This is a genomic window from Methylobacillus glycogenes JCM 2850 (assembly GCF_000617925.1).
Lineage (GTDB): Bacteria > Pseudomonadota > Gammaproteobacteria > Burkholderiales > Methylophilaceae > Methylobacillus > Methylobacillus glycogenes.
In genome coordinates this window covers 583,085-603,873 of the sequence record NZ_BAMT01000001.1, presented here as the reverse complement: position 1 = coordinate 603,873, position 20,789 = coordinate 583,085, and the positions used below count along the sequence as shown (strand labels likewise).

Below are 20,789 nucleotides of genomic sequence, written 5' to 3'. Positions count from 1 at the left end.
GCTCACGCGGATTGCATCCACGCTTGATAATAGAGAGGAAGGTAAATCATGAAGGTGGCAATCGGCAGGCTGGAGGTGAGGCCGTCAACGCGATCCAGAATACCGCCATGACCTGGCAGCAAAGCGCCACTGTCTTTAAGTCCGCCTTGACGCTTGATCAAGGATTCGAATAAATCCCCCATGATGCTGAGCACAGTCAACAACCACAAGGCAGGGATTAGCCAAAGAGGGATATCGAGGAAATAGCATAGCGCTAGGCCATAAAGGCTAACCACCACCAAGGCACCCAGCACGCCCTCCCAGGTTTTGCCTGGGCTGATGTTGACCGCCAGCTTGCGCTTGCCGAAACGCTTACCGCTGAAATAAGCTGCACTATCAGCGATCCAGATCAGCAGCATCAGGCCCAGCAACAGCCAGGGGCTGCGTTCACGCAGGCTAACCAAAGATTGCCAGAGCGGCAGAACCAGCAGCCAACCCGTGAGCATCATCAAGTAGACATTGCGCAACTGAAAACGCGTTGCGAGCCAGGGTGGAATAATCACAAACCAGAACACCACTGCCGCAATCAGGCTCCAGTACAGCGCGTATTCCTGCATATAAGCATACTCAGGGCCGCGCCAGAAGGTGAAGAACACTCCAGCGACGCCTGCAGCTGCCACATAAAGATAACGCACCGCTGGCTTAAAGCTGGCCATCTTGGACCATTCCCACAGGCCGATCAGGCTACCTGCCAACATCAGCAGTGACCAGAAAGGCTCAGGCAAAAGGAATAGCGCTGCCAAAAAGAGTGGAATCAGGACAGCTGCCGTCAGCAGGCGGGTTTTCAGCATATTTAGTTACTTGCCAATTGTTCGCTGGTGCGGCCGAAGCGACGCTCGCGTTGCTGGTATGAAGCAATGGCGCGCTTGAATTCGGCCTCGTCAAAATCTGGCCATAAGGTTTCTGTGAAATACAATTCACTATAGGCCAGTTGCCAGAGCAGGAAGTTGCTGATGCGTTGCTCCCCACCCGTGCGGATAAAGAGATCAGGTTCAGGCGCGTAGTGCATGCTGAGGTAAGCAGCCAGCTCTTCTTCGCTGAACCCTTGCACAGCCTCGGGCTTATCCTGAATCAGACGCTGCAATGCCTGCATCACATCCCAACGGCCACCGTAGTTAGCGGCAATGGTTAGAGTCAGGCCATCGTTATTGGCGGTTGCGGCTTCGGCTTCGGCAATCTTGGCGGTCAGTGCGGGTTCAAAGCGTGACTTATCCCCTATCATCACCAGGCGAATATTATTCTCGGCCAGCTTGCCGACTTCCTGCTGCAGGGCTTCCATGAACAGGCTCATGAGGAAAGTCACCTCATCAGCAGGACGCCGCCAGTTTTCACTACTAAAGGCAAATAGCGTCAAGAACTTGACGCCATTATTGGCGCACAGACGCACCATCTCGCGCACAACTTCTACGCCGCGCTTATGTCCTGCCACGCGCGGCAGAAAGCGCTTTTTTGCCCAGCGGCCATTGCCGTCCATGATGACGGCAATGTGCTGAGGAATTTCTCCCGTGACCGGGATAGTCTGTGTGGAGCTGGAAAAAAGTGCCACTCAATGCTCCGTGAGTATAAAACGTTTGAAACCAGGGGTCATAATTAGACCGCCATCAACTCCGCTTCCTTGGTCTGCAGCAGCTTTTCTATCTCTGCCACATACTTGTCGGTGAGCTTTTGTACATCATCTTGTGCGCGACGCTCATCATCCTCGCTGGCCTCTTTGTCCTTGACCAGCTTTTTCAGGGCATCGTTGGCATCCCGGCGCACATTGCGCACAGATACCTTGGCATTTTCTGCTTCGCCACGCACCACCTTGATCAGATCGCGCCTGCGCTCTTCGGTCAGCATAGGCATGGGCACACGAATCATATCGCCATTGGTGGCGGGGTTCAGACCGAGGTCAGAATCACGGATGGCTTTTTCCACCTTGGCAATCATGGGCTTTTCATAAGCTTGAACGTTCAGCGTGCGGGCATCACCCAGGCTGACGTTGGCCACCTGATTGATCGCCACCATGGAACCGTAATACTCAACCATCACATGATCGAGCAAGCCAGTATGTGCGCGACCAGTGCGCACTTTGCTCAAATCGGTCTTGAGCGCTTCAATAGACTTCTGCATTTTCTGATCTGCAGTGCTTTTTACGTCTTGTATCATATTTTCTCCTGCTACCTGTAGCTGGTTAAGGAAGCACGCGTGTGCCTTCATCCTCACCCATCACGACTCGCTTCAACGCTCCTTGACGGAAGATGCTGAAAACGGAAATTGGAAGTTTTTGGTCACGGCACAGCGTCAGCGCTGTGGCATCCATGACCTTGAGATTCTTGACGATGGCCTCGTCGAAAGTAACGGTCTTGTAGCGCATGGCATCTGGGTTGCGCTTGGGATCATCCGTGTAAACGCCATCAACCTTGGTGGCCTTGAGCACGATCTCGGCATTGATTTCCATGCCACGCAGCGCAGCGGCGGTATCGGTGGTAAAGAAGGGATTGCCAGTGCCAGCACCAAAGATGACGACACGACCTTCTTCCAGATAACGGATAGCCTTGCCACGGATATAAGGCTCAGCCACTTGCTCAATATTGAGCGCAGACTGCACGCGACTGACCAGCCCGACGTGACGCATGGCATCTTGCAGCGCCAGCGCATTCATCACTGTGGCCAGCATGCCCATATAGTCTGCCGTAGCCCTATCCATGCCTTCAGCAGCCGGAGCTACACCACGGAAGATATTGCCACCACCGATCACCACACCGACTTCCACACCAAGATCAACCACTTCCTTGATCTCTTCGACAATTCTGGTAATGGTTGCGCGGTTGATACCGTAACTATCATCGCCCATCAGGGCTTCACCAGAGAGTTTCAATAATATGCGTTTATAGGCGGGAGTGCTCATGTGGCTCCTTATTCTTATGCAAATTGTTGTTATGCAAATTGTGCAAAACGTGAATTGCCCCTACCCAGGACGATTCACGTTCCGTTTACTGCGGTCTATGTTGCAGCATAGACCGTGAGTTTACACCTTTGCTGCAGCAGCAACTTCAGCCGCAAAATCGGTCACTACCTTTTCAATGCCTTCGCCCACGACATACATGGTGAAAGCAGCGATGCTGGCATTGTTAGCCTTGAGCAGTTGCTCAATGGTTTGCTTGTCATCCTTAACAAAAGGCTGGCTCAGCAGCGTGACTTCTTTCAGGTACTTTTGCACAGTGCCTTCAGCAATCTTTTCCAGCATGGCTTCTGGCTTGCCAGCTTCCTTAGCCTTCTCGATCGCTACACGACGCTCAGCATCCAGCAGCTCTGGTGCAATACCGCTGGCATCCAGAGACTTAGGCTTGGCAGCCGCGATATGCATGGCGATATCCTTAGCCAGGGTGTCATCACCACCAACCACATCAACCAGCACGCCAATCTTGGCACCGTGGATATAGCTTACCAGCTTGCCTTGAGCTTCGGCAGCCACAAAACGGCGCACAGTGATGTTTTCACCAATCTTACCTACCAACTGGGTACGCACTTCTTCAACGCTACCGCCCTCAATCTTGAGGTTAGCCAGCGCAGCCACATCAGCAGGCTTCTCGTTGCCAATAACTTGTGCAACTTGACCAGTGAAAGTGATGAAATCAGCGTTCTTGGCGCAGAAGTCAGTTTCGGAGTTTACTTCAACGATAGCACCGGACTTGCCGTCAGCACTGATGCTAACTGCAACCACGCCTTCAGCAGCCACACGGCCAGCAGCCTTGCTGGCACGGTTACCAAAACGCACACGCAGGATTTCTTCCGCACGCGCCATATCGCCTTCAGCTTCGGTCAATGCCTTCTTACAGTCCATCATTGGCGCATCGGTACGCTCACGCAATTCTTTCACCATGCTTGCGGTAATTTCAGCCATCTTTTACTCCTTGAACATTATGTGTGGCACGCGGCATTTTGCCGCCACCAGGATTCATTTAACCAAATTCAGGTACAAAAAAAAGGGGGCCATAGCCCCCTTGCAACAGGGTCTTACTCTGCCGCGGTCTCTTCAACCTCGACAAACTCTTCTTCAGACGCTGCCTTTACAATTTCATTGATGCTGTGGCTACGACCTTCCAGAACCGCATCAGCAATACCACGCGCATACAGGCGGATTGCACGGCTGGAGTCATCGTTACCAGGGATAACGTAAGCTACGCCATCTGGGGAGTTGTTAGTATCAACAACACCGATCACAGGGATACCAAGCTTAGCAGCTTCAGTCACCGCGCCACTTTCGTGACCTACGTCGATGATGAAGATAGCATCAGGCAAGCCACCCATTTCCTTGATACCACCGATGGAGCGCTCGAGCTTTTCAACTTCGCGCTTGTAACCCAGGGCTTCCTTCTTGCCAAAACGCTCGATGCCGCCATCTTGCAGCATAGCTTCGTAGTCGTTCAGACGCTTGATGGATTGCTTAACTGTCTTGAAGTTAGTCAGCATGCCACCCAACCAGCGGTGGTTAACATAGGCGCAGTTAGCGCGCTGAGCTTCTTCTTTAACGATATCGCGTGCTTGACGCTTGGTACCGACAAACAGAACACGGCCCTTGTTTGCAGCCAGTTGACGCACGTATTTAACGGCATCTTCAAACAGCGGCAGGGTCTTTTCCAGATTGACGATATGAATCTTGTTGCGGTCACCGAAGATGTACTCAGCCATCTTGGGGTTCCAGTAACGGGTCTGGTGGCCGAAGTGCACACCAGCTTCTAGCATTTGACGCATAGTAACGGACATTTGATAAGTCTCCAGTAAGGGTTATGCTTCCATACGCCCAACAACATCCGCTTGCGCGGACACCTGTACGGGGCGGTATGTGCAGATTTGCGGCCTAAAGCGTTAACTTCAAACCACGGATTCCGCATGGCAGGCACAATGCCTGTCAAACGGGTGCAGTATGCTAACATAAGCACTTGTACGAACTCAAGGAAAACGTGGGCCACAGCCCGACCTCTTCATGGCAATCAATATCAAGACCGAAAAAGACATCGAACAAATGCGCGTTGCCTGCAAGCTCGCCGCAGAAGTACTGGATTTTATCACGCCCCACGTGAAGCCGGGCGTAACCACAGGCAAGCTGGATGAGCTGTGCCACGATTATATGGTGAATGTACAGAAGACCATTCCCGCCCCGTTGAACTATGCGCCTCACGGCCATACCCCCTACCCTAAATCCATCTGCACCTCGGTAAATCACCAGATATGCCATGGCATTCCGGGTGAAAAAATTCTCAAGAATGGCGATGTGCTTAATATAGATGTCACCGTCATCAAGGATGGCTATTACGGCGATACCAGCCGCATGTTCCATGTGGGCGATATCTCCATTCAGGCCAAGCGCCTGTCTGAGATCACCTACGATTGCATGTGGCTAGGCATAGACCAGGTAAAACCTGGCGCCACGCTGGGTGATATTGGTCACGCCATTCAGACCTACGCCGAAAAACACGGTTTTAGCGTGGTGCGCGAGTTTTGTGGCCATGGCATAGGTAAAAACTTCCATGAAGACCCGCAAGTGCTGCATTACGGCCAGCCAGGCCGCGGTGCTGTGCTTAAGCCAGGTATGATCTTTACCATTGAACCTATGATCAATGCCGGCAAACGCGATATCAAGCAATTGGGCGACGGCTGGACCATAGTCACCAAGGATCACAGCCTGTCTGCGCAATGGGAACACACCGTACTGGTCACGGAAAGTGGTTACGAGGTGCTGACAGTTTCTGCGGACACCCCTGCTGCGCCTAGTTTTATCAAGCAACCTTGAACCAACCCACTGAATCAACGCAATAATGACTCAAGCTGGCCTGCGAGCACATGATTCCCTGGCGCGAAAATGGCGCCAGGAATTACAAAATGAACAAGAAGCCTTGCACCAGGCTTTTCAGCACAAGCCCAATATCCAGCGCCTGCTCAAGGCGCAGGCCGATTTGGCCGACCGCATCTTGCGCGCACTTTGGCAAGAGTTTGCGCTGGATGATGTCGCCAGCTTGATTGCAGTAGGTGGCTATGGCCGCGGTGAGTTATTCCCCTATTCAGACATAGACATCCTCATTCTGCTACAGGATGACGCAGATACAGCCGCCAATCAGCGCGTAGAAGAACTGGTGGGTGTGCTCTGGGACACAGGCTTGGCAATAGGCCATAGCGTACGCACCCTGCCTGAATGCCTGGACGAGGCCAAACGTGACGTCACGGTACAAACCAATTTGCTGGAAGCCAGGCATTTAAGCGGCTTACCTGCGCTTTATACCCAGTTTCAACAGCAGATCAGCGACAGCATGGAGGTCAAGGCCTTTTTGGCAGCCAAGCTGGAAGAGCAGCACAAGCGTCACGCGCGCTTTAACGACACCGCCTACAACCTTGAACCTAACATCAAGGAAAGCCCAGGCGGCCTGCGTGACCTACAAAACATCATCTGGATTGCGCGCGCCTGCAATCTTGGCAGCACCTGGAGCGAGCTGGTTAAAAGTCGGGTGATTTCCAAACAAGCCGCCCAACAAACCCGCCGTCACGAGCGCAATTTGCAAATGCTGCGGGCGCGACTGCATTATCTTTCCAAGCGACGTGAAGACCGATTGCTGTTTGACTTTCAGAATGAACTGGCCAAACAGCTGGGCTTGGTCACCACCAAGCGCAAGCGTGCCAGCGAACAGCTCATGCACAGCTTTTACCAGAGCGCCAAATTCGTCAGCCTGATCAATGAAATCATGCTGCAAGTGCTACGCGAGCGCATCTACCTGAGCAGCACAGTGTACAAAGCATCAATAGCCGCTTTGAGGCGGTGAATGGCTTGCTAGAAACCAAAAGCCCTACCCTGCTTTATGATGACCCCAATGCCATCCTTGAATGTTTTCTGGTGCTACAGCAGCACCCTGAAGTGAAAGGCATGGGCGCGGAACTGCTGCGTGCCCTGCACCGCACCAAAAGCCTGATCACGCCGCAATTCCGCCATGCCGCGCAAAACAAACGCGTGTTTATGCAGATATTGCAGCAACCACAAGGCATCACCCACACCCTGAAACGCATGAACCGCTACGGCATCCTGGCGCGCTACATCCCAGCTTTTGGCCGCGTCTCGGGGCAAATGCAGCATGATCTGTTTCACGTCTACACCGTAGACGAGCATATTCTCAATGTATTGGCCAACCTCAGGCGTTTTGCCTTGCCGCAGTTTTCGCACGAGTTTCCGCTGTGCAGCCGTATTTTTCTGGAGTTTCCCAAGCCACACCTGCTCTACCTGGGCGCCTTGTTCCACGATATTGCCAAGGGTCGTGGCGGTGATCACTCCACACTGGGCGCGGTAGACGCCCTACGCTTCTGCAAGCAGCATGATTTGCCGCTGGAAGATAGCAAACTGGTCGCCTGGCTGGTAGAAGCACACCTGGTGATGTCGAGCACCGCGCAGAAATCCGACCTCTCAGACCCTGCCGTGGTAGAGAAATTTGCCCAATTTGTCGGCAATGAATATCGCCTGACGGCCTTGTATTTACTGACTGTAGCCGATATCCGCGGCACCAGCCCCAAAGTCTGGAATGCCTGGAAAGCCGCACTGCTGGAAAACCTATACCGCTCCACACAGCGCATATTGCGTGGCAGCAACCCTCTTGCCGAGCTGAAAATCCGGCAAGAACAAGCCAAGGAAGTGCTCAGCCATTACGGGGTGGTAGAACAAAGCTATCTACCATTCTGGCAACAATTGGGGCCTGCCTACTTTCTGCGCCACGATGCCCAACAGATTGCCTGGAACACCCGCTTGCTGCTGACACATCTGAACACCCGCAGCCCCATCGTTCGTGCCAGACTCAGTCCGGCTGGCGACGGTATACAAACCATGATCTATATGCCAGACCACGCAGATATTTTTGCGCGCATCTGCAGCGGTTTTGAACGCATGGGCTACAACATTGTTGAAGCCAAGGTCTACACCACCCAGCACGGCTACGCGCTTGATAATTTTTTAGTTCTTGATCAATCAGATAAACACGTTAGTTACCGTGATTTATTAAATTACATAGAGTTTGAACTGGCACAAAAACTGACCAGTTCGCAGCCCCCAGATGCCCCGCTGCAAGGCAGACTGAGCCGTCAGGTCAAGCACATGCCCATCAAGCCAGAAATCACACTCAAGGCCGAACCCGATAGCCATTACACCATGCTGGATATCGCCACCAATGACAGGCCGGGCTTGCTATCCCTGATCGCCCATATCCTACTCAAACTCAACATCAGCCTGCACAACGCCAAGATCAATACCCTGGGCAACCGTGCAGAAGATACTTTCCTCATCTCAGGCCAATCTGGCGAGCGCTTAGACACAAGCACCCTACATGCGCTGGATAATTTATTGCGAGAACAACTCTAGTCCACGTCAGTTCCAAAACGCAGCCCCAAAATCCAGCACTGATACAAAGCGCAAAAACAGCGTCAAGCATCAGCCAAGGCATGTGCGAATCATAAAAAAAGCCACACCTGCATAGGTGTGGCTTTTTCAATCAAGCGCCGAAAATTTCGGCTAGGCGTTGATTAACCGTGCTTGTAGTGCTTGCGCAGTGGCTTAACCACTTCCCAGTTGGTATCCAGACCAGCAGGGAACACAACCAGATCACCTGGAACGATGCGTACTGGCTCGCCACCCTTAGGGGTAACAATGATTTCGCCTTCCAGAACGTAGGCAGTTTCTTTGATACCGAAATCCAGTGGGAACTTGGAAACTTCCTTTTCCCAGATAGACCAGCTAGCAACACCCAGTTGCTTCAGTTTTTCTTCGCTAGGGTTGTGTTCAACAGTAATTTGGCTCATGTAACATCCTTGATAATCAAAAAATTCGGGGTATTTACAGCAGCCGGGAACCCGGCATGCGGCAGATTCTAGCACGCTACCCCGCTGCGGCATACCCAGGCTGCGAAACTGCGCCTGTAGCCACACTCCCCATCTCAAGTGCTGCATATGCAACACCATGGTGTGAAATTCAACAGCACTGCCTCGCCATATCAAGCACTTAGCGCTGGCATATTTTCTGCGTTTGCCTTGTAGATTTAACGCTCAGATAAGGATATTGCATGACCACGCTTTATGTTTCACCTGGTGCTTGTTCGCTGGGGGCTATTGTCGCGCTCAAGGCTTTGGATATTCCACACGAGTTGGTGCGTGTGGCATTGCGTCAGCCTGGCTCCCCTATTTATGACATCAACCCTCTTGGCCGCGTCCCTACGCTGCAACTGGATGGCGGCGAGATCATCACTGAAAACGCGGCGATTCTGCCTTTTCTGGGTGATTTAAAACCTGAAGCCCAGCTGTTTGCCCCGGCTGGCAGCGTACTGCGCGCGCGCATTCAGGAATGGATAGCTTTGCCAATTCAGACCTGCACCCTGCTTTCCGCCCCGTTACCCGGCCTGAATTATTTACCGATCAGCCAGAAGCGCAGCAACAAGTGCGCAAGAAAGGCCTGGAGCGGTTGCACCTGTTGCTGGGCCATGTCGAGCGTCGTCTGGGAACCCTGGAAGCTGGCCACTGGTTGGTAAGCGAGCATTTCACGATTGCCGATGCGTATGTAGGGGTGTTTCTCAGCTGGTTGCCACGTGCCGATATCAGCGCAGAGGAGAAGTACCCTGCCATTCACAGCTATCTCAAGCGCTGGCTGGCTCACCCTGCGGTTCAGGCTGCGCTCGCTGCGGAAAGCCAGTTGCGTAGCCAGGATGCGGCCAAATTGAGCGCCTGATGCTCATGATACTTATGCTGACACCACTTAAAAAATACTTATCTTGGAGCCTTGCTGTTCTGGCTGGGCTAGGCACTTCCCCTGCCCTATCTGCGGAAACCACGTTCACGCTAGCTACCCCCAGAGGGGCTACGATAGAAGTCATTAGTGACAAGCCTAAGGGGGCGGGCCAGTTTCCAGTGGTAATTCTGGCTTCGGGCACCAGTTATGATGCGCGCCAGCCATTGCAGCTTGAGCTAGCCAAACAATTGCAGCAGCAGGGCTTTGCCGTGTTGCGCTTCAACTGGGCCTATCAGGTGGCAGCTAAAGGCGGCCAGCCTTCGGCAGACCGACAAGCTGAAATCGAAGATATGCAAACCGTGCTGCATTATGCAAGGCAACAGTCTTGCTGATCAGCGCCATATCATCGCCGCAGGCAAATCGCTGGGCTCTATCATAGCCTGGCGGGTGTTTGCTGCTGACCCGGCGCTGGAATCTGCCATTCTGTTGACGCCAGCCTGCCGCAACCCTCCGGGGCTGGAGGTGCAATACCCCAAGCTCAGCAATGAAACCAGGCCCAGTTTATGGCTACTGGGGGATAAAGACCCGGTGTGTGCCACTCATGAGCTTTATAGCTATCTGGGACAACAAGCTAGCCCCGCGCGTATCAGCGTGGTGGATGGCAACCATATTCTGGCCACTGAGGATAAACAGCCTGCCGCCGCAGAAACGCTAGCGCTGGCAGCGCGCATTGCCACGCGCTTTGCTGCCAGTGTTACCGGGCATTGATTTCAACACTGCATTGCACTTCATAATAATGGCTTAACCCGAAAAAACCGGGTTAAGCCATTGCCCTGCATCATCACCGAAAAACACCTTAAAGCTGCAATCGCCGCTATGATAGCGGCACAGCATCAAGGCTTGCAGACTGGGCTAATCGCCTCTCCAGCCAGTGCCTTGCGCACAAATGGCAGTGAATGCTGCAGCGATTGGTTAACGGCGCCGCTATGGTCTTTTTCTTCATAGACGTGAAGTTCCACAGTGCTTCCGGCTGCGCAGGCATCTTGTGCCAACAGCTTGCCCGGTTCCAGCAGCGCATCTTTCTCGCCCACGCCTATAAACAATGGCGCCGCTAATTTCACAGTTGGAAAGCTGCGCTGCACATCATCGCCATAGCGCTGCGTAGCCTGTTGCAGTATGGTTTCATGGCCAGGTTTGTACGTATTGGCGCGGGTCAGGCCCACACCCGCCACATCCGCAGATAACTCCGCCAGGCAACTGGTGCGCGCCTGCTCCAGCAAAGGCAAAGCAAGCTCACTATAGATTTGGGCCGGGTTTAGGCTGGGGTCTAATGCCTGCGCTGCCAGTACATGGTAGAAGTTATAGGCAATCGTCGGGTCAACCACATTGTCACGCTCAGGGTTGGGGCTACGCGGGGCTTGATTGGCTGAGGTATAGACAATACCAGTGCCTACAATGGCCTTGATGGCCAATTCAGGCGCATATTGCGGCGCATAGCCACCCGCTGCTACCACAGCAGAGCCACCCTGGGATTGTCCCACCAACACCACCTGATTGCTCAGCAGCGCGGATTTATTCTGACCCTTGAAATGTGTCAGCGCCGCACGTGTGATATCCAGCATGGTGTAGGCATTGGAGCGATTATTAAACTGCGGGTTGAAACCAGGCACGCCTATCCCCTGATAATCCGAAGCCACCACGGCAAAGCCTTGCTCCAGCCAGGTGTTGAGGTAGCGTACATCGCGGTAGGAGCGCGCATGCCAGGAGTGGGCGCAGATATCGGCCCCACCAAAGGTGCCATGGCCCCATGAACCACAGGCCAGCCGCTTTTAGGCGCTTGCCCTTTGGGGATAAATACAGCGCCAGACACCACGATGGGCGCTTTGCCTTCCACGCCATCCGTCGATGAAAACAGCACGCGATATTGCTGCTGCGCATTGCTCAGCCCCAATGTTGCTTCCAGCGGCTCACTACGCAGCCATTTGCCTGGCTGGCTGGGAATCTCCTGTTTCCAGTGATAGAAGTCTGATATCCGCCCATCGCCTTGCAATGGATCGGGCGCTGGCACGCGTGCCGCCTGTAAATCAGTGCTAGCCCAAAACGCCAGTAATGCAGCGAGGCTGCTCAAGGTTTTGGTTTTGTAAATATGCATCTTGCTTCTCCTGTTAGATGACGGTTAACGACCCTAGGCCGTCCCGGCAGGCTAATCAGCAAAAGCTGTTCCACCCCGCGTGATCATCAAGGCGATTTTCATGCAGCCCCTGTGCTGCATGCGCTGACTGCCCTTTAAATTGATGTTGAGCCTAAGACAGGGAGCCTCAACAGCCGCCAGCATTGTGGCTGTGGCAACAATCGCAAAATATTTCTGCTGCATATGCAGCAAATCTTGCGCATCAAATCCCAGGCAAGCATTTGTGTAAAAAGTATTTTTACATTAGCTAACAATCACTTAATGCTAATTTCCTCATGTCATGTTTTCCCGGCAAACCATGGCATGGTATTTGCCATTTTCCATGCGGCATTCATGCCAGCTCATCCATCAGCATGGGAATTACACAATGCAATTAAACTTAAAAAGATTAACCCTACAAACCAGCGTGGCACTCGCTCTCAGCGGCTGCCTAACCTCGCAATGGCTGCTGAGGAGACAGCCACTGCCGACAGCGCAGAACGTGAAGGCAAGGCAGAACGCAATAGCCCAGCCGAGCGTGATAGCAAAGCATCGCCGCTGTTGCAGTCCGTGGTGGTCACCGCGCAGAAGCGCGAAGAATCCATTCAGGAAGTCCCGATCACCGTCAATGCGATTGACGGCCAAACATTGCTTGATGCCAATGCTGGGCTGACAGCAGGTGAGATTACCCGTTTTATCCCGAATGCCTCGGCCGCCACACTGGACAATCACGGCTTTCCGCGCTGGTTCCTGCGCGGCATAGGCACAGGCCAGCCCAGCCTAGATAACGTCAGCCCCATTGGCTACTACGTTGATGAAGTCTATCTCGGCCCTATACTCATGAGTGGAGGCCCGCTGTTTGATATTGCCCGTGTGGAAGTGCTGCCTGGCCCACAAGGTACCCTCTGGGGCAAGAACAGTCCAGGTGGCGCTATCAGCGTAGTGAGCCGCAAGCCTGAGTTCGACAATAATGGCTGGGTTAAAGCCACCGTGGGCAGCTTTAACCAGAAACTGGTGCAGGGTGCCATCAATGCCCAATTGATAGAGGACAAGCTCGCTACCCGCATCTCCTTTAGTTCCGAGAATCGTGACCAATGGTCCAAGAACATTACCAAAGGCAAGCGCGGCGAACTGGAAGACCAGGCAATTCGCTGGCAATTGCTGGGGCAACTGAGCGAAAACCTGGATGCCCTGCTGAATGTGCATTACCGTAAATACACGCAGGACGAGCAGACCTCCTACACCTTCTACGCCCCCAAGGGCACAGGTGGCATCCAGTTCCCATCCCGCGTCTACAACTTCAATGGCCCTTCCGAGACTACTCATGAGCAAAGTGGCGCCGTGCTGACCCTGAACTGGGACTTGAAAGGCTACACCCTGACGTCGATCACAGGTTTTGAACAGGTCAAATCCTTCTCCCAGTCTGATGCCGACAATGGCCCAACCACGGACAATCGCAGCGTCAGCTCGCAGGAGGCACGACAGTTCTCGCAGGAAATCCGCTTCGCCTCACCGCGTGAAGATCGCTTCAACTGGATCACTGGCCTGCATTATTACAAGTCACAACTGGACGGCTCCTCCATCACTAACAGCCGCACGGCTGCTGGCAGCAACCCGCCCGGTTACTACAATGGCACATGGTCGAGCGAGACCGATAGTCTGGGTATTTTCGGTAGCGCTACCTACAACTTCACCGACAAGTTCGCCCTGACAGGAGGCGTACGCTGGAACAAGGAAAGCAAGGACATCGACCAGTATCGCTATCGTGGTGCCTTGCGCGCCTATACCACCAGTCACTGGTGGAACCCTGCCAATGGCGGCGGCGCTCTTGCAGAGCTTGTCAATTACGACAATGACCGCACATGGCGTGAAGTCACCTGGGATGTCACCCCCGAATACAAGTTCAACGACAATATCCGTGGTTACTTGCGGATCGCCAAGGGTTTCAGGGGCGGTGGCTACATCACTTCCGCTTCGCAAAAGGAGGACGCAGGTACATTTGATCCCGAATTCATTATCTCTTATGAAGCTGGCCTGAAGTCTGAGTGGCTGGGAGGTCGTCTGCTGGCCAATGGTGCAGTCTTCTACTACGACTATGACGATATCCAGATCAACGTTTATCGTTGGGATGTACAGCAAGCAGCCGCCGTCTCGCGCATGCAGAATGCAGGTAGCGCGGCCGTCAAGGGTGCAGAATTCAGCCTGCAGGCTGTGCCAGTCGATAACCTCAAGCTGCACTTCTCGTTGGGCTTGCTGAACACGGAATACAAGGAATACCTTGATGGCCGTGGCGGCGACTTCTCTGGTAACAGCTTTGCCCGTGCACCAAGCATCAGCGCAGTGCTGGGCGGCAGCTACAAGTTTAATCTGCCAAAGGGCTCACTGGTGCTGGGTGGTGACGTCAACACCCGCAGCAACTTTCACTTCAGCTCGATTGATCCACACAACCCCGTGCAGCAGCACGCTGGCTACACTCTGGTCAACCTGCGTGCCAGCTATATCTTCCCGGATGAGCGCATCAAGCTGACTGCCTATGTCGATAATGCCACCGACAAGGACTACTGGCAGGCAACGCAAAACACCGCCAATTCAAACCTGGTGGGTCGTGCCATGGCGGCGCCCCGTACCGTGGGCGCTTCATTGCAGTTTGACTGGTAGGGAAAACAGGGCTTAATAGCAGAAAAAAGGGGGCGCAAGTCCCCTTTCGTTTTGGCTAATAGCCGCATACCCACAGCACAGCACAGCACAGCACAAGCCCATGCCAGTCACACTCAGGTCTGGCTTGCTCCCGCAGGTAGCAAGCGGGCATATACACCACTTTCAATCGCTGAGATGATTCTGCACGCTGCCTGCCCTGAATACCCAGACTCACAAATACCTCAGCCAGATGGTAATCGGCAATCGCGCTCATGGCATTGTCATATGCCGATTGAATCACTTTGTAAGAATAGGCCTCTGCCGCCAATTGAATGGACTCATCAGGGATTGCACCCCAGGCCATCTGCATGGTTAGGAGATCCAAGATATCCTTTTTTTGTGAATCTGCGGCATTGCCTCTATCCGCGTTTGCCAGCAGTTTTTCCGCAAACAATGACACTCGGCTCAGGCTAGGCACCGTAAAATCGGCTATAGCGCCAGTCAACGCTATACGGCTTTCCCGCACTACTTCAAACTTGATATTAAGGCCGTCAATCACAAAAGCGGTGCGTACCCCATCGCTGTCCGCCCGGAGTTCACGTGCCTGATCCGGCACCAATCCATCGACAAAAAACTCCTTCAAGCCATGGTCAAACACTGATTCACGCAGCGCTTTATAGCCCGCTTTACTCGCCACCATAAAATCAATATCGACCGAAATACGATATTCATCCAGTAGCAAGGCAATCGCAGTTCCACCGCCAAAAAATGCTTCATTCCGCAAGAGAAACTCAGTTCATGCTTGCTAAAACGCGGGCAATTCTTTGGTGGTGCTCTCGTTGATATTCACGCAGCAAGATAAACCCCGTTTCCTAGCGTATTTTTTAGCTGGGTGAAAAAACGCTGCTCTTTTGCTGTCATTTGGCTTACTTGAACGAAGCGCGCATGTTTTTCATATAAGCCATAGGCTTCCTCAAGCGTGATCATGAGCGGCTGAGTGGCGTTGATATCGAAGTCATGCTGCCTATCCCATAACAACTGCAGCAACTGAGGATATTGTCTGGCGTTGATTTTGCGAGGGCGTTTGTCTTTTTCGGGTAGCGTTTTTCTCAACTCAGCCAACTTATCGACGCTTAGTATCTGAATGTCGAGGAAGTCTGCAATTCGCGCAATATTATGCAAGGTAGCATTCTTGCCGTTTTCAACATCCACTACAGTTGCACGCCGCATGCCTAGCTCTTTGGCTAATTGCTCCTGCGTCATGCCCGTCTTCAATCTTCTCGCCTTGAGCAAGGTGGTTAACTGCGAGATGAAATCCAGTTTATTCATGTTTGCCCCCAAGCACATTGCCAGATCAATCACTAGCAGATTAGACAGAGCAATGGCTGGAGTCAATCACATTTTCAAATAAAAACTAAAAATATGTACGATTTTCCGTACATTTAATTTGGTTTTTGTCAGACCGTATTCAATCGCTTAAGGAGAAAAACTGATGTCAACCCACTGAATAAACATATACGAATCCAAACACGCATGGCTCAGAAGTGTTGCTTAAACCTAGGCTGCTATGCACATAACAGCTTTCATCCACATTAAGCAATTCAATCCTCTCTGAGCCAGCTAATTAAAGCTCCCCAGTCTGCAAGCGCCACAATTCAGCATAAGGCCCACCTGCCGCCAGCAGCTCCTCATGCGTGCCCGATTGCACAATACGGCCTTGATCCAGCACATGGATGGTATGCGCATGCCGCACCGTAGAGAGCCTGTGCGCAATAATGATGCTGGTGCGACCTACCACCAGTTTGTTCAAGGAGCGTTGAATTGCCGCTTCGGTCTCGTTATCTACCGCAGAAGTGGCTTCATCCAGAATCAGCACAGGCGGGTTTTTCAAAATGGCACGGGCCAGGGCCAGGCGCTGGCGCTGACCGCCGGAAAGCTTCATGCCGCGCTCACCGACCTGGGTGGCATAGCCATCCTGCAAGCGTTCTATAAACTCATGCGCCTCGGCAGCACGTGCGGCTGCGATTATCGCCTCTTGGCTGGCATTGGGCTGGCCGTAGGCAATATTCTCGGCAATGCTGGCATCAGCCAGGAAAGTATCTTGCGCCACATAGCCTATGGCACGGCGTAAATCCTGCAGATTCAGGCTGGCAATATTGTCACCGTCCAGCAGTATGTGGCCTTGTTGCTGCTCATAAAAGCGCAGCAGCAGTTTGGTGATGGTGCTCTTGCCGCCGCCTGTGGCCCCCACCAGGGCGATGGTTTGCCCGGCGGGGATATGCAGATCAAACCCTGATAATGCTGGCCTGCCGCCCTGCCCTTCATAGGCAAAGCCTACCTGTTCAAAACGGATATCGCCCTGCACATTGCTCAAGGGCAAACTCTTGCCTGCGTAGTTAATCGCCACCGGAGAATCCAGCAGATTCATGACACGATTGATTGAGGCCATGGAGCGCTGGTAAAGATCGGTCAACTCGGCCAACCCGGTGAGTGGCCACAGCAGGCGCTGGGTCAGGTAAACCAAGGCAGAATAGCTACCCACGCCTAGGTCACCATTAAGGGTCATGAAGCACCATAGAGCAAGGTGACGGTAAACCCCGCCAGAATTGCCATGCGGATTACTGGCGTAATGGCGGCAGATAATCGTATGGCTTCTGCATTCTTGCCACGGTAATCATCCGAGGCTTCAGCAATATGCCGCGCTTCTATCTCCTCGGCGGCATAGGCCTTCACCGTGGCAATGCCTTGCAGATTATTGTTGAGCCGGGTGGCCAAAGCCCCTGCGGTCTCACGCACCGAGGTATAGCGCGTTGCCAGCCTAGACTGAAACCAGAATGCGCCATAAAGAATGAAGGGCACCGGAATCAAGGCCAGAAAAGCCAACTCCTTGGTGAGAAAGAAGAACACCGCGCCTACCATCAAGGTGCCAGAGAATACCTGGATGACGCTGTTGAAGCCGCCATTGAAAAAGCGCTCCATCTGGTTGATATCTTCATTGAGTATGGCTAGCAGATTACCGCTACGGTTGCGCTCAAAATAGGCCAGCTCCAGTTGCTGCACATGCTGATAGGCCTCCATGCGCAAATCATGCTGCAGGTTTTGCGCCAGGTTGCGCCAGCGCACATCGTAGAGATACTGAAACAGCGATTCGCCTACCCAGATGATCACCGTTAGCAGTGCCAGCAACACCAGCTGGTCACGCGGCTCGGCTATGCCCAGGCCAGCAAGGAATGAGGCTTTTTGATTCACCACCACATCGACAGCAACGCCGATGAGGATTTCGGGCAGCACATCAAAGATTTTATTGAGTAAGGAATATAGCGAAGCTATCCAGGCGTCGCGTCTATATTGGCGCGCATGGTTGAACAGGCGTATCAAGGGATGCATAAGGGAAACTCACGTTAAACGCTGGCGCTTTTGAGTGTGAAGTGAGGTGCACACTCGGGCGCAGCAGCAAACTTGTTATTGTAGTAAAGCATTTTAAATAGTTACGGCCAGAATTTCAGCCATGACGTGATTGCGGTTTCAACATGCAAAAACCCCATGCAGCTCGCGCCACACGGGGTTATCAGCGTCAGTATTAAAACTGTTTAACCGACAGCACGCAGTGCTGGTGCAGCATCATGCCCGCGCACCAGCGGCAACACTTCCTCGCCCACGCGATATGCTTCTTCCAGATGCGGGGTGCTGGCGAGAATAAAAGCATCTGCGCCCAGCTTCACCAAATCATCCAGACGCTCGGCCACTTGCTCGTAACTGCCGACTATGCCTGGGTCTGACCACCACGCAGCAGGCTTAAGCCCGACCAGACATTGGGATGAATAATGAAATCGCGGTAATCGCTCAGCTCCTTGGGCGCATTGCTGCGCTGGCGGCTGGCACCAACTGAATCCCCAGTCTGCTGGGCAAAGCGCTTGTAGCGCTCGCGCTCGGCATCCGTGAGGTTTTCAAAGCCACGGCGCACCTCACGCCAGGCTTCTTCCTCGGTGGCACGCGCAATAATGTCTACACGTACCGCGCATTTAATCTTGCGGCCCAGCTTGTCTGTACGCTCTTTAACGCGGTCAAACTTCTCGCGCAGCTGGTCAAAAGGCTCCAGCCAGGAAAGATAGTATTCCGCATGCTTGGAGGCCGAGGCCAGGGCGGCGTCTGAGGAGCCGGAGAAATAAATCTCGGGGAATTCCTGGCCCAGCAACTGCGCTGGCAAGGCGGCATCTTCCACCTGATAGAACTTACCCTGGTAAGAGAAGCGCTCGCCGCTCCACACCCCACGCAACACATCCAGAAACTCAGTGGTACGTGCATAGCGGTCATCATGACCCGCTACATCACCCCACCAAAGCTGAGCCGGGCCACCGCCACCAGTGATGACGTTATACAGCGCACGGCCACCTGTGGCGCGTTGCAGGCTGGCGGTCATGCGAGCAGCGACTACCGGGTTAAGGAAGCCGGGCTGGAAGGCAATCATAAAGCGGAAGGTGCTGGTTTCACGCGCCAGGAAGGATGAAATCGCCCAAGGCTCGTCCGTCATGGGGAAGGAAGGGATCAAACCACCCTGAAAACCGGAAATTTCGGCTGCACGTGCCACCTCGGCAATATAGTCCAGATTGGTGAAACCATCGCCATGGCCACCGCTCAGGCCTTTGTGTACTACATGATCGCCCTGCTGCTGCGACCAGTCGCCTCTATGATGCAGCTTGTTACGCAGCGAGCTGGGCTCGCCATGGGTAGGAATTCTCCAGAACACATCTATCGTCATACTTCTACTCCTTTAATTCGTGCAGCTTCAATCAGGCGGCTAATCTGGTGGACAAACCCAGCTGCGCACGCAAGGCAGGCAAGACATTCTCGCCAACTCGGTAAGCCTCTTCCAGGCTGGGCACAGCGCCCAGAATGAATTGCGACACCCCGGCAGCAGCATAATCTGCCAACTGCTGCTGCACTTGGGCAAAGCTACCAACCAACACCCCAGCGGCACCTGTGCTGGAGGTTGTGAGGCCGCGCCACAAGCCAGCCTGACTCAGGCTAGGCTGATGCTGGGTTTGCTCAGCATGGCGACGTGCATCAAAAATGGCTTCTTCTTCGGTTTCACGCGCCAGCACATCTATGCGCAAGCCTATTTGCAGCGGACGCCCAGCCTGCTCAGCCAGGGTTTTCAGCTGCGCTACTGCCTGCTGCACATCGCTCACAGGCTGCGCTTCCAGCACATGCACATCAGCCAGGCGTGCCGAGATGCCATAGGTTCATCAGTGTTGCCAGTGAGGTAAACCGGCGGTACTTTCTGGCCAGACAATGGCCCCTGGAAACCACCTTGCAGCACCTGGAAGAATCGGCCTTCAAAGTCATAGCCAGTGCTGGTAATCACGTTGCGCGCCACAGTAACAAACTCTTCAACTCTGGCATCCAAATCTTGCTGCGCCACAAAATCACCCTGCTGCTTACGGCGCTGCTCATTACGCTCTACGCCTATCTGCCAGGCAAAACGCCCGCCAGTGAAACGCTGGTAACTGACCGCGTTTTTGGCGGCATAGACGGCAGAACCACGCGAGGCATCAAACTCAGCCAGCACGGTGATATCGCGGGTGGCACGGCTTAAATAGCCTGCCACTATCCAGGATTCATCGCCCTCAGGGTCGTTGCGTACCTGCAAACCATCAAACTTGGCCAGCTCAACCGCCTTGGCAATCTGGTGCAGATGATCGAAATAGTTGAAACGCCTGCCGCGCGGGTCGGTAACGCCAGGCTGGAAATACGGTTTGTGGTCGCTACGCTCACCGCGTATGCGCTGCTTGGCATCGGCATAGCGGCCATCGCCCGCTGTAGGCACCTGCCAGAAAAACTGAATTGTCATGCTGCTGCTCTCCACATGCTGGGAATAAATGCTGGAAATAATTCCTGATCTAGCGCACTTGCACCCCATGCAAGGATTACTCGCCAAGGGTTTAAATGAAAACCAAGGGTTTAAATGTAGACCAAGGGTTTAAATGTAGACCAAGGGTTTAAATGTAGATTAGTCCCTTGCTTATCGCAGAAAGCATGCCAGCCAGACAAAATACCCCTAAATTTTTTAGGTGATTTTTCAAGCTACTGTAATGTATGGATTTATTACAGTTTTAAAAGGCTAGGCATTTTCATCACCAGTAAAACAGCGCTGGCCTTAAACCTATAAATGTTTCTCCAACAACAGCAAGCCCATTCAAACTGTTGCAAAAA

General features: G+C 53.3%; 25 protein-coding genes. 8 read left to right on the top strand and 17 right to left on the bottom strand.

All coding sequences use genetic code 11. The features are described from left to right. Window positions 1-2: 2 nt before the first annotated feature. From JCM2850_RS02925 to rpsB, 6 genes are all read right to left on the bottom strand, one after another. Window positions 3-830 carry a phosphatidate cytidylyltransferase gene (locus tag JCM2850_RS02925; protein WP_025869713.1) on the bottom strand — a complete coding sequence of 276 codons (828 nt, stop codon included), beginning with the start codon at window positions 828-830 and terminating at the stop codon, window positions 3-5. A 2-nt stretch (window positions 831-832) separates the two neighbouring features. After that, window positions 833-1,585 carry an undecaprenyl pyrophosphate synthase gene (gene uppS, locus JCM2850_RS02920; RefSeq protein WP_025869712.1) on the bottom strand — a complete coding sequence of 251 codons (753 nt, stop codon included), beginning with the start codon at window positions 1,583-1,585 and terminating at the stop codon, window positions 833-835. Between the two features lie 44 nt (window positions 1,586-1,629). Continuing rightward, window positions 1,630-2,187: a ribosome recycling factor gene (frr, locus tag JCM2850_RS02915; RefSeq protein WP_025869711.1), complete on the bottom strand. Its 558-nt coding sequence runs from the start codon at window positions 2,185-2,187 to the stop codon at window positions 1,630-1,632. Window positions 2,188-2,212: 25 nt separating this feature from the next. After that, on the bottom strand, window positions 2,213-2,929 hold the full coding sequence (gene pyrH, locus JCM2850_RS02910; protein WP_025869710.1) for a UMP kinase: 717 nt from the start codon (window positions 2,927-2,929) through the stop codon (window positions 2,213-2,215). 120 nt (window positions 2,930-3,049) lie between these two features. Beyond that, complete coding sequence (tsf, locus tag JCM2850_RS02905) at window positions 3,050-3,925, bottom strand: translation elongation factor Ts (RefSeq protein WP_025869709.1); 876 nt, start codon at window positions 3,923-3,925, stop codon at window positions 3,050-3,052. Between the two features lie 113 nt (window positions 3,926-4,038). Next, entirely contained in the window at window positions 4,039-4,788 is a 750-nt protein-coding gene (gene rpsB, locus JCM2850_RS02900) for a 30S ribosomal protein S2 (protein WP_025869708.1), read from the bottom strand. A 220-nt stretch (window positions 4,789-5,008) separates the two neighbouring features. Here rpsB and map point away from each other — a divergent pair, with 220 nt between their 5' ends. The 3 genes from map to JCM2850_RS22300 are packed head-to-tail and all read left to right on the top strand — an operon-like array spanning window position 5,009 to window position 8,413. Then, complete coding sequence (gene map / locus JCM2850_RS02895) at window positions 5,009-5,815, top strand: type I methionyl aminopeptidase (protein ID WP_025869707.1); 807 nt, start codon at window positions 5,009-5,011, stop codon at window positions 5,813-5,815. A gap of 25 nt (window positions 5,816-5,840) precedes the next feature. After that, entirely contained in the window at window positions 5,841-6,836 is a 996-nt protein-coding gene (locus JCM2850_RS22305) for a [protein-PII] uridylyltransferase family protein (protein ID WP_234406049.1), read from the top strand. A gap of 5 nt (window positions 6,837-6,841) precedes the next feature. After that, the gene (locus tag JCM2850_RS22300; RefSeq protein ID WP_234406048.1) at window positions 6,842-8,413 is read left to right on the top strand and encodes an HD domain-containing protein; all 1,572 of its coding nucleotides are present in this window, start codon (window positions 6,842-6,844) and stop codon (window positions 8,411-8,413) included. Between the two features lie 161 nt (window positions 8,414-8,574). Here the strand turns inward: JCM2850_RS22300 and JCM2850_RS02885 are convergent, their stop codons facing one another. After that, a complete protein-coding gene (locus JCM2850_RS02885) occupies window positions 8,575-8,850 on the bottom strand; it encodes a cupin domain-containing protein (RefSeq protein WP_025869706.1) in 276 nt (91 codons plus the stop codon). Window positions 8,851-9,110: 260 nt separating this feature from the next. Between JCM2850_RS02885 and JCM2850_RS16660 the strand changes: the two genes are divergently transcribed. From JCM2850_RS16660 to JCM2850_RS02870, 4 genes are read left to right on the top strand one after another with little or no spacing between them, the layout of a single operon-like run. Further along, window positions 9,111-9,572, top strand: a complete 462-nt coding sequence (locus JCM2850_RS16660; RefSeq protein WP_051525231.1) for a glutathione S-transferase N-terminal domain-containing protein — start codon at window positions 9,111-9,113, stop codon at window positions 9,570-9,572. Then, entirely contained in the window at window positions 9,482-9,769 is a 288-nt protein-coding gene (locus JCM2850_RS21735) for a glutathione binding-like protein (RefSeq protein WP_199898231.1), read from the top strand. Before JCM2850_RS16660 ends, JCM2850_RS21735 begins: the two co-directional genes overlap by 91 nt. After that, window positions 9,769-10,161, top strand: a complete 393-nt coding sequence (locus tag JCM2850_RS02875; protein ID WP_025869705.1) for an alpha/beta hydrolase — start codon at window positions 9,769-9,771, stop codon at window positions 10,159-10,161. Before JCM2850_RS21735 ends, JCM2850_RS02875 begins: the two co-directional genes overlap by 1 nt. Next, complete coding sequence (locus tag JCM2850_RS02870; RefSeq protein WP_025869704.1) at window positions 10,139-10,537, top strand: alpha/beta hydrolase; 399 nt, start codon at window positions 10,139-10,141, stop codon at window positions 10,535-10,537. Before JCM2850_RS02875 ends, JCM2850_RS02870 begins: the two co-directional genes overlap by 23 nt. 125 nt (window positions 10,538-10,662) lie before the next feature. Here the strand turns inward: JCM2850_RS02870 and JCM2850_RS16655 are convergent, their stop codons facing one another. Both JCM2850_RS16655 and JCM2850_RS22295 read right to left on the bottom strand, forming a co-directional pair. Further along, on the bottom strand, window positions 10,663-11,547 hold the full coding sequence (locus JCM2850_RS16655; protein WP_234406075.1) for an alpha/beta hydrolase: 885 nt from the start codon (window positions 11,545-11,547) through the stop codon (window positions 10,663-10,665). Beyond that, complete coding sequence (locus tag JCM2850_RS22295) at window positions 11,442-11,921, bottom strand: hypothetical protein (RefSeq protein ID WP_234406047.1); 480 nt, start codon at window positions 11,919-11,921, stop codon at window positions 11,442-11,444. The genes JCM2850_RS16655 and JCM2850_RS22295 overlap by 106 nt, the downstream gene beginning before the upstream one ends. Window positions 11,922-12,401: 480 nt before the next feature. Between JCM2850_RS22295 and JCM2850_RS02855 the strand changes: the two genes are divergently transcribed. Beyond that, window positions 12,402-14,597 carry a TonB-dependent receptor gene (locus JCM2850_RS02855; RefSeq protein WP_025869703.1) on the top strand — a complete coding sequence of 732 codons (2,196 nt, stop codon included), beginning with the start codon at window positions 12,402-12,404 and terminating at the stop codon, window positions 14,595-14,597. A 55-nt stretch (window positions 14,598-14,652) separates the two neighbouring features. On the opposite strand, the gene JCM2850_RS16650 is transcribed toward JCM2850_RS02855, so the two are convergent. From JCM2850_RS16650 to JCM2850_RS23275, 8 genes are all read right to left on the bottom strand, one after another. Next, on the bottom strand, window positions 14,653-15,360 hold the full coding sequence (locus tag JCM2850_RS16650; RefSeq protein WP_051525229.1) for a nucleotidyl transferase AbiEii/AbiGii toxin family protein: 708 nt from the start codon (window positions 15,358-15,360) through the stop codon (window positions 14,653-14,655). Window positions 15,361-15,422: 62 nt separating this feature from the next. Next, on the bottom strand, window positions 15,423-15,905 hold the full coding sequence (locus JCM2850_RS02845) for a helix-turn-helix transcriptional regulator (RefSeq protein WP_159105116.1): 483 nt from the start codon (window positions 15,903-15,905) through the stop codon (window positions 15,423-15,425). Between the two features lie 295 nt (window positions 15,906-16,200). Further along, window positions 16,201-17,142: an ABC transporter ATP-binding protein gene (locus JCM2850_RS23755; RefSeq protein ID WP_369384806.1), complete on the bottom strand. Its 942-nt coding sequence runs from the start codon at window positions 17,140-17,142 to the stop codon at window positions 16,201-16,203. Next, window positions 17,139-17,963 carry an ABC transporter ATP-binding protein gene (locus JCM2850_RS23750; protein WP_369384805.1) on the bottom strand — a complete coding sequence of 275 codons (825 nt, stop codon included), beginning with the start codon at window positions 17,961-17,963 and terminating at the stop codon, window positions 17,139-17,141. The genes JCM2850_RS23755 and JCM2850_RS23750 overlap by 4 nt, the downstream gene beginning before the upstream one ends. 203 nt (window positions 17,964-18,166) lie before the next feature. Beyond that, window positions 18,167-18,322: a hypothetical protein gene (locus JCM2850_RS22290; protein WP_234406046.1), complete on the bottom strand. Its 156-nt coding sequence runs from the start codon at window positions 18,320-18,322 to the stop codon at window positions 18,167-18,169. 17 nt (window positions 18,323-18,339) lie between these two features. Continuing rightward, entirely contained in the window at window positions 18,340-19,335 is a 996-nt protein-coding gene (locus JCM2850_RS16640; RefSeq protein ID WP_234406045.1) for an LLM class flavin-dependent oxidoreductase, read from the bottom strand. A 31-nt stretch (window positions 19,336-19,366) separates the two neighbouring features. Beyond that, window positions 19,367-19,765, bottom strand: coding sequence for an LLM class oxidoreductase (locus JCM2850_RS23280; protein WP_267879233.1), 399 nt, complete (start codon window positions 19,763-19,765; stop codon window positions 19,367-19,369). Then, a complete protein-coding gene (locus JCM2850_RS23275; protein ID WP_267879232.1) occupies window positions 19,762-20,427 on the bottom strand; it encodes an LLM class flavin-dependent oxidoreductase in 666 nt (221 codons plus the stop codon). The genes JCM2850_RS23280 and JCM2850_RS23275 overlap by 4 nt, the downstream gene beginning before the upstream one ends. Between the last annotated feature and the right edge of the window lie 362 nt (window positions 20,428-20,789).

Excerpts from the sequence above, each read along its gene's own strand:
- JCM2850_RS02925 (WP_025869713.1), bottom strand. The coding sequence starts at position 830 with ATGCTGAAAACCCGCCTGCTGACGGCAGCTGTCCTGATTCCACTCTTT.
- frr (WP_025869711.1), bottom strand. The coding sequence starts at position 2,187 with ATGATACAAGACGTAAAAAGCACTGCAGATCAGAAAATGCAGAAGTCT.
- pyrH (WP_025869710.1), bottom strand. The coding sequence starts at position 2,929 with ATGAGCACTCCCGCCTATAAACGCATATTATTGAAACTCTCTGGTGAA.
- tsf (WP_025869709.1), bottom strand. The coding sequence starts at position 3,925 with ATGGCTGAAATTACCGCAAGCATGGTGAAAGAATTGCGTGAGCGTACC.
- rpsB (WP_025869708.1), bottom strand. The coding sequence starts at position 4,788 with ATGTCCGTTACTATGCGTCAAATGCTAGAAGCTGGTGTGCACTTCGGC.
- map (WP_025869707.1), top strand. The coding sequence starts at position 5,009 with ATGGCAATCAATATCAAGACCGAAAAAGACATCGAACAAATGCGCGTT.
- JCM2850_RS22305 (WP_234406049.1), top strand. The coding sequence starts at position 5,841 with ATGACTCAAGCTGGCCTGCGAGCACATGATTCCCTGGCGCGAAAATGG.
- JCM2850_RS02885 (WP_025869706.1), bottom strand. The coding sequence starts at position 8,850 with ATGAGCCAAATTACTGTTGAACACAACCCTAGCGAAGAAAAACTGAAG.
- JCM2850_RS16660 (WP_051525231.1), top strand. The coding sequence starts at position 9,111 with ATGACCACGCTTTATGTTTCACCTGGTGCTTGTTCGCTGGGGGCTATT.
- JCM2850_RS02875 (WP_025869705.1), top strand. The coding sequence starts at position 9,769 with ATGCTCATGATACTTATGCTGACACCACTTAAAAAATACTTATCTTGG.
- JCM2850_RS02870 (WP_025869704.1), top strand. The coding sequence starts at position 10,139 with ATGCAAGGCAACAGTCTTGCTGATCAGCGCCATATCATCGCCGCAGGC.
- JCM2850_RS22295 (WP_234406047.1), bottom strand. The coding sequence starts at position 11,921 with ATGCATATTTACAAAACCAAAACCTTGAGCAGCCTCGCTGCATTACTG.
- JCM2850_RS02855 (WP_025869703.1), top strand. The coding sequence starts at position 12,402 with ATGGCTGCTGAGGAGACAGCCACTGCCGACAGCGCAGAACGTGAAGGC.
- JCM2850_RS02845 (WP_159105116.1), bottom strand. The coding sequence starts at position 15,905 with ATGAATAAACTGGATTTCATCTCGCAGTTAACCACCTTGCTCAAGGCG.
- JCM2850_RS23755 (WP_369384806.1), bottom strand. The coding sequence starts at position 17,142 with ATGACCCTTAATGGTGACCTAGGCGTGGGTAGCTATTCTGCCTTGGTT.
- JCM2850_RS23750 (WP_369384805.1), bottom strand. The coding sequence starts at position 17,963 with ATGCATCCCTTGATACGCCTGTTCAACCATGCGCGCCAATATAGACGC.
- JCM2850_RS16640 (WP_234406045.1), bottom strand. The coding sequence starts at position 19,335 with ATGACGATAGATGTGTTCTGGAGAATTCCTACCCATGGCGAGCCCAGC.
- JCM2850_RS23275 (WP_267879232.1), bottom strand. The coding sequence starts at position 20,427 with ATGACAATTCAGTTTTTCTGGCAGGTGCCTACAGCGGGCGATGGCCGC.